The 7,101-nt window shown below is 59.7% G+C and carries 6 protein-coding genes; 4 read left to right on the top strand and 2 right to left on the bottom strand.

Going from position 1 to position 7,101, the window contains the following annotated elements; genetic code table 11:
• Window positions 1-34 precede the first annotated feature (34 nt).
• Window positions 35-484, bottom strand: coding sequence for a CBS domain-containing protein (locus ACRC1E_RS06710; protein WP_438514338.1), 450 nt, complete (start codon window positions 482-484; stop codon window positions 35-37).
• A 186-nt stretch (window positions 485-670) separates the two neighbouring features.
• On the bottom strand, window positions 671-1,546 hold the full coding sequence (argB, locus tag ACRC1E_RS06705) for an acetylglutamate kinase (RefSeq protein WP_438514337.1): 876 nt from the start codon (window positions 1,544-1,546) through the stop codon (window positions 671-673).
• A gap of 136 nt (window positions 1,547-1,682) precedes the next feature.
• Between argB and ACRC1E_RS06700 the strand changes: the two genes are divergently transcribed.
• The 4 genes from ACRC1E_RS06700 to ACRC1E_RS06685 form a co-directional block, all read left to right on the top strand.
• Complete coding sequence (locus ACRC1E_RS06700; RefSeq protein ID WP_438514336.1) at window positions 1,683-2,336, top strand: TetR/AcrR family transcriptional regulator; 654 nt, start codon at window positions 1,683-1,685, stop codon at window positions 2,334-2,336.
• Between the two features lie 16 nt (window positions 2,337-2,352).
• The gene (locus ACRC1E_RS06695) at window positions 2,353-3,423 is read left to right on the top strand and encodes an efflux RND transporter periplasmic adaptor subunit (RefSeq protein WP_438514335.1); all 1,071 of its coding nucleotides are present in this window, start codon (window positions 2,353-2,355) and stop codon (window positions 3,421-3,423) included.
• A 9-nt stretch (window positions 3,424-3,432) separates the two neighbouring features.
• Entirely contained in the window at window positions 3,433-6,483 is a 3,051-nt protein-coding gene (locus tag ACRC1E_RS06690; RefSeq protein WP_438514334.1) for an efflux RND transporter permease subunit, read from the top strand.
• 61 nt (window positions 6,484-6,544) lie between these two features.
• The coding region (locus tag ACRC1E_RS06685; protein ID WP_438514333.1) for a TolC family protein at window positions 6,545-7,101 on the top strand (557 nt) is incomplete at its 3' end.

Genomic DNA, 7,101 nt, shown 5'->3' with positions numbered 1-7,101 from the left:
TTTGCAACAAGGCCTGCCCCGGGTTTTGACTGCTTCAAGCCACCTGCGGCGGCACGTTATTGATGTAATGCACCAACTGGTCAATCACAAACTGCTGCTCGACTATGGTGGCATGCACTACATCGCCAATCGAGATGATGCCTTCGATCTCCTCGCCGCTCATCACCGGCAAATGGCGGATGCGCTTTTCCGTCATCAGCGCCATGCACTCGGCGACGGTTTGCCCCGGGCCGACACAGATCACCTTGCTGGTCATGATCTCGCTGACCAGCGTCGTGGCTGACGAGCGCCCCTCGAGAATGACGCGTCTGGCGTAATCACGCTCGGAGAAAATACCCACGATCTGTCCGCCCCCCATCACCAGCACCGCGCCTACATTTTCCTCGGCCATCACCTTCAGTGCCGTTAATACCGACACCTCCGAACCGACATAGACCAGCTTGCGGCTGGCCTTGCCGGCCAGTAATTGACGAACAGTCTGCATGATTTACCCCCCGTTCACGACGCTCATGTCATGAGTATAGGAAGGGCACGCAAGCGGCACGGGAAATTTGCGTAAGAATCGAGAATCGAGAATTGGGAATCGGGAATCGGGAATCGGGGCGATGCTAACAGCAGCCCCTTCCACGATGCCACACACCATCCCGAATCCCGGCTGCAGAAAAACGGCTCAGGCCGCCCGTATCATGGTGCCCACGCCGGCAGCCGTCATCACCTCCAGCAGCAGGGCATGCGGTACCCGGCCATCGATGATATGCACCGCGCCAACACCGCTTCTGGCCGCGTCCAGTGCCGAAGCAATTTTGGGCAGCATGCCGCCGTGTATGGTGCCATCGGCAAATAAGGCATCGACTTGCGCCGCAGTCAGATTGGTCAATAGCTCGCCATCCTTGTCCAGCACGCCCGGAGTATTGGTCATCAGGATCAGTTTTTCCGCCCCCAGCGTTTCCGCCAGCTTGCCGGCCACCAGATCGGCATTGATGTTGTAGGCTTCGCCATTCAAGCCGACACCGATGGGGGCGATGACGGGAATAAAATCCTGAGTATCCAGCAGCGCTACCAAGGACGGATCAATGCTGTCGACCTCGCCGACCTGACCGATATCGATAGGCGCTTCGTCAGTCATGGAGGGCAGTAGCAGCTTTTTGGCACGGATAAAGTGCCCGTCCTTGCCTGTCAGCCCCACGGCCTTGCCGCCATGCTGGTTGATCAGCGAGACGATTTCCTTGTTCACCAAGCCGCCCAGCACCATCTCGACCACGTCCATGGTCTCGGCATCGGTGACCCGCATCCCCTGGATAAACTCGCCGGCCTTGCCTACCCGTGCCAGCAACTCATTGATCTGCGGCCCGCCGCCATGCACCACCACCGGGTTCATCCCCACCAGCTTGAGCAGCACCACGTCCTTGGCAAAATCTTCTTTCAACTTATCGTCGGTCATGGCATTGCCGCCGTACTTGATGACCAGGGTCTTGCCGGCGAAGCGGCGTATATAAGGCAGCGCCTCGGACAGGATGGATGCCTTATCGGCAGCAGGCGTATGCATAGCAGAGTCTCCGTTTCAAACAACAGTTGTGCTTATTTTACCCACATCAGCTAGTGAAAATGCATTTATTAATTGCAAAAAAAAAGACATGCAATTAGAGTCGCCAGATTAATAAATCCGGATTCAGAAAGACGCCATGAGCGAGATGCAAGCGGCACGCTGGCAAAGGCGTAAAGAGGTGCGCCCGGCCGAGATTCTCGATGCGGCACTCGGGCTGTTTGTCGAGAAGGGCTATAGCGCCACCAAAATAGACGACATTGCCCGCGCTGCCGGCGTCACCAAGGGCACACCCTATCTGTACTTCGCCTCCAAGGAAGAAATCCTCAAGGCCGTGGTGCGTGAAAAGCTGCTGGAGCGGGTCGCCGACATGGAACACCTGAGCCACGACTATAGCGGCCATCCGGCCGTACTGATCCGCCTGCTGTTGCTCAAATGGTGGGATGACGTCGGCCGTACGCCGCTTGCCGGCCTGTGCAAGCTAATGGTGGCGGAAGCCGTCAATTTCCCTGAACTGGCCCGCTTTTACCATGATGAAGTCATCATGCGTAGCCGCGCCATCGCCCGTCGTCTGGTTCAGAGCGGCATGGACAGCGGCGAATTTGTCGCCGGCGATGCCGAAGCCGCCGTAGATGCCCTATTGTCCCCGCTCTTGATGACCATGATCTGGCGCCATTCTTTTGCCTGCGTCGCCGGCTGCGAGACTGACCGCGAAGACCCCAAAAAAAGGCTGGAAGCCGCGCTGCAACTGGTACTGGCCGGCCTCAGCCACAAAACAACAAGTACAAGCTAACAAGGAAGAAACGGCAATGAACAAAGGATGGCAACAATGGCTGCTGGCTGGTGCCCTTATCGGCATCGTAAGCGCCTGTGGAAAAAAAGCGGAACCGACACCCGACATCCGTCCGGTCAGAACCCTGCTAGCCGGTGGCAGCAGCGCCCAGCAGGGCGGTAGCTACGCCGGTGAAGTGCGTGCGCGCCACGAGAGCCGCCTTGCCTTTCGCGTGCCCGGAAAAGTCGTCGAGCGCTATGTCAGTGCCGGCGAACAGGTCAAAAAAGGCCAGCCGCTCGCCCGGCTGGATGCCAGCGACTACACGCTGGATCTTGCCGCCAAGCAGGCCGCCCTGTCCGCTGCCCGCGCTGAACTCATCCAGCAGGAAGCCGATCTTGCCCGTTCACGCGAACTGCTCAAGCAATCCTTTATCAGCCAGGCCCAATTTGACCGGCAACAAAGTGCGCTGGAAGCGGCGCGCGCACGCATGAAACAAGCCGGCGCACAAGCCGGCGTCTCGGGCAATCAGGCAGGCTACGCGGTATTAAATGCCGACGCCGACGGCGTGATCAGTGAAATTTCGGCCGAGCCGGGTCTGGTCGTCACCGCCGGCCAGCCGGTTGCCAAACTGGCAGCCGATGGCGAGCGCGAGGTGGCCATTCAGGTGCCGGAAAATGCGCTGGACAAGATGCGCAGCAGCAAGGCACTGACCATCACCCTGTGGCACAACCAGCAGCAATACCCGGGCGAGCTGCGAGAACTGGCCGGTGATGCCGACCCGGCAACCCGGACCTACGCCGCCCGTGTACGCGTACTCGCAGCGGATGCCAAATTGCAGCTGGGGCAGACGGCCCGCGTCGCCTTGCCGGCGAGCGCAAGCCAGGGCTTGCGTCTGCCTCTGTCGGCTATTCTCGACACCGGCGGCAAGCACTATGTCTGGGTGGTGAATGGCAAGACGCTCAGCGTCAAACAGCGTGCGGTCACGATCGCCAAGCTAGACGGTGAAGGCGCCACCCTGTCCGGCGGTTTACAGCCCGGCGAGCGGGTGGTCACGGCCGGCGTACATCTATTACGCGATGGCCAGTCCATCAAGCTGCTCCAGCCATAAGGGAACACGATGAGACTCAACCTTTCGGAATGGGCGCTAAAAAACCAGCCGCTGGTACGCTATTTGATCGTAATCCTGATGCTGGCCGGCGTCTGGTGCTATGCGCAGCTAGGACAAAAAGAAGACCCGGAGTTCACCTTCAAGGCGATGATGGTACGCGTCGTCTGGCCGGGGGCCGGCACGCTGGAAATGGAGCAGCAGGTCACCGACAAGATAGAACGCAAGCTGCAGGAAATGGGCGATCTGGAGTACATCAAGAGCTATACCAAGCCCGGTGAAGCCCAGTTCATCCTCAATCTGCGCGAAGGCGTAGACCCGAAGAAGGTCAAGGATTACTGGTATCAGGTCAGAAAGAAGCTGGGCGACATCCGCCATACGCTGCCGGCCGATGTCAAAGGCCCGTTCTTCAACGACGAGTTCGGCGATACCTACGGCAATATCTACGCCTTTACCGGCGATGGTTACAGCTATGAAGAACTGCGCCGCTATGTAGACACTGCGCGTCAGGAAATCCTGCGGGTGCCCGATATCGGCAAGGCCGAGTTTGTCGGCGCTCAGGAAGAGCGCATCTATGTTGATCTGGATACGGCCAAGCTGGCGATGCTGGGCCTGGACGCCCGTGTCATCTGGGCGGCTTTGGCCGAACAGAATGCCACCCGCCCGGCCGGCGAATTCCATACTGCCAGCGAACGGGTATGGGTACGCCCAAGCGGCGCCTTCGATTCGGTCACCGCCGTGGCCGACACCCCCATCATCGCCGGCGGCAAGACTTTCCGGCTGGGCGATATCGCCCGGGTATCCCGTGGCTACGTCGACCCGCCGGTCTTGCGCATGCGCTTTAATGGCCAACCGGCGCTGGGTCTGGCCGTCAGCATGAAAGATGGCGGCGACGTGCTGAAATTCGGCGCGGCGCTGGTCGAACGCATGCAGGTCATCGAAGGCAAGCTGCCGCTGGGTGTCGAGGTACAGGCCATTTCCGACCAGCCTAAAGTCGTGAAAAGTGCGGTCAATGAATTCATGCGCTCGCTGCTGGAAGCGGTCGTGATCGTACTGGCGGTCAGCTTTTTCAGCCTGGGCTGGCGTCCGGGCGTGGTAGTGGCGCTGTCGATTCCGCTGGTGCTGGCGATGACCTTTATCGCCATGTATTTCCTCAAGATAGATCTGCAGCGTATCTCGCTGGGCTCGCTCATCATCGCACTGGGTTTGCTGGTGGACGATGCCATCATTGCCGTCGAGATGATGTCGCTCAAGCTGGAGCAAGGCTGGAACCGCTTTCAGGCGGCCACCTTCGCCTACACCAGCACCGCCTTCCCGATGCTGACCGGCACCCTGATTACCGCCGTGACCTTCCTGCCCGTCGGCCTGGCCAAATCCAATGCCGGAGAATACGTATTCAGCCTGTTTGCCGTGGTCGGCATCGCGCTGGTACTGTCATGGGTGGTGGCGGTGATATTTACCCCGTATCTGGGCTTTATACTCCTGCCGGAACACAAGCATGGCAGCAGCCATCAGGACGTCTATCACAAGCCTTTCTATCTTAAATTCCGCCGCACGGTAGACTGGTGCCTCGCGCACCGCAAGCTGGTGATCGCGGCGACTTTTGCCACTTTCATCCTGTCTTTGGTGGCATTCAAACTGTTTGTGCAGCAGCAGTTCTTCCCGGCGTCCAACCGGGTCGAGCTGATGGTCGATTTGTGGTTGCCGCAAGGCGCCAGTTTCGAGGCGACCGAGCGCGAAACCCAGAAGCTGGAAGCCCTGCTCAAGGGCGACAAAAATATCGCCAGCGTCACCAGCTATGTCGGTGGTGGCAGCCCGCGCTTTTACCTGTCGCTGGACCAGCAACAGCAACACCTCAACTACGCCCAGCTGATGGTGATGACGCACGACGAGAAAAGCCGCGAGGCGGTACGCAGCAAGCTATTCAAGCTGCTGGACGATGATTTCCCCATGGTGCGCGGCCGCGTGGTCAGGCTGGAGAACGGCCCGCCGGTCGGCTATCCGGTGCAGTTTCGCGTGATGGGCCCGGATCATACCGAGGTCCGCGCCATCGCCAAGCGGGTCGAAGACTTGTTGCGCGCCCAACCGGGCACCCGTCAGGTCAATAACGACTGGGGCGAGCAGCTTAAATCGCTGCGCATCACGCTGGATCAGGACAAGGCACGGGTACTGGGCATTTCCAGCCAGAACCTGTCCCAGCAATTGCAGATGCTGATCTCGGGCGCGGCCATTACCGACTACCGCGAAGGTGACCGCACACTGGGCGTGGTGGCACGGCTTAACAAAAATGAACAACTCGATGTCGGCCTGCTGGGCGATTTGATGATACAAACAGCCAGTGGCCGCTATGTGCCGGTGTCGCAGATCGGCCATATCGAGTATGTACCGGAAGAAAGCATCATCTGGCGTCGTGGCCGCTTGCCGACCATCACCGTGCGTGCCGATGCGCAGGATGGCACCCAGGCCTCGGATATTTCGCGGGCACTGTGGCCCAAGCTGCAGGAGATGGAAAAAACCCTGCCTCTGGGTTACCACCTTGAGCTGGGCGGCTCGATGGAAGCCAGCCAGAAGTCGCAGGCCGCCATCAATCAGGTGGCCCCCCTGATGCTAGTCATCGTGCTGACCTTGCTGATGCTGCAGCTCAAGAGTTTCCAGCGCAGCATCATGGTGTTGCTGACTGCGCCGCTGGGCATGATAGGCGTGACGCTGACGCTGATCGCCTTCTCGGCACCGTTCGGTTTTGTCGCCATGCTGGGCGTGATCGCACTGTCGGGTATGATCATGCGTAATTCGGTGATTCTGGTTGACCAGATCGAGCAAGACATTGGCGAGGGAATCGAGCCATGGGAAGCCATTGTGGGTTCCACGGTTAGGCGCTTCCGCCCTATCATGCTCACGGCACTGGCGGCGATTCTGGCGATGATACCGCTGACGCGCAGCACCTTCTGGGGGCCGATGGCGGTCGCCATCATGGGCGGCTTGCTGGTCGCCACCGTGCTGACGCTGCTATTTCTGCCGGCCCTGTACGCACAGTGGTTCCGCGTGCGGCGTCCGGTCGCATAAATTAATTCCTGCCGGGCTGGCTGAGGCTGCGCCATCCCGGGCATCACGACAGAGAGACTGCATGAAAACATCCGCCCCCAAGCTCGCCACCTTGCTGCTGGCCGGCTCGCTGGCCATGCCGGCACAGGCCTTCGATCTGCTGGAAGCATGGTATGCGGCACGCCAGTATGACTCAGGCTTCGCGGCACAAAAGGCCGAGCGCAACGCCGGGCTGGAAAAGCGCGATCAGGGCCGTGCCCTGCTGTTGCCACAGCTTGGTCTATCCGGCAGCATCAACCGCAACAACGATATCGAACCGGGCACCAGCGGTAGCTACAGCAGCCATGGCTGGGGCGCCGAACTGAAACAGCCGCTATTCGATGTCGGTGCCTGGACCGGTTACCAGAAAGGCAAGATTGCCAGCGCGCTGGCCAATACCCGTTATACGGCGGCCGAGCAGGCGCTGATCCTGAATGTGGCACGCGCTTACTTTGATGTCTTGCTGGCACAGGACACGCTGTCCTCCACGCAGGCAGCCAAAAAATCGTTTGAAAAACAGCTGGCGCAGGCCAAGAAGGCTTTTGAAGTCGGCACCGCCACCATCCTCGACAGCTATGAAGCGCAGGCCAGCTATAACGC

This window comes from Craterilacuibacter sp., assembly GCF_051659485.1.
Lineage (GTDB): Bacteria > Pseudomonadota > Gammaproteobacteria > Burkholderiales > Chromobacteriaceae > Craterilacuibacter.
This window is presented reverse-complemented; position numbering and strand designations above follow the sequence as displayed.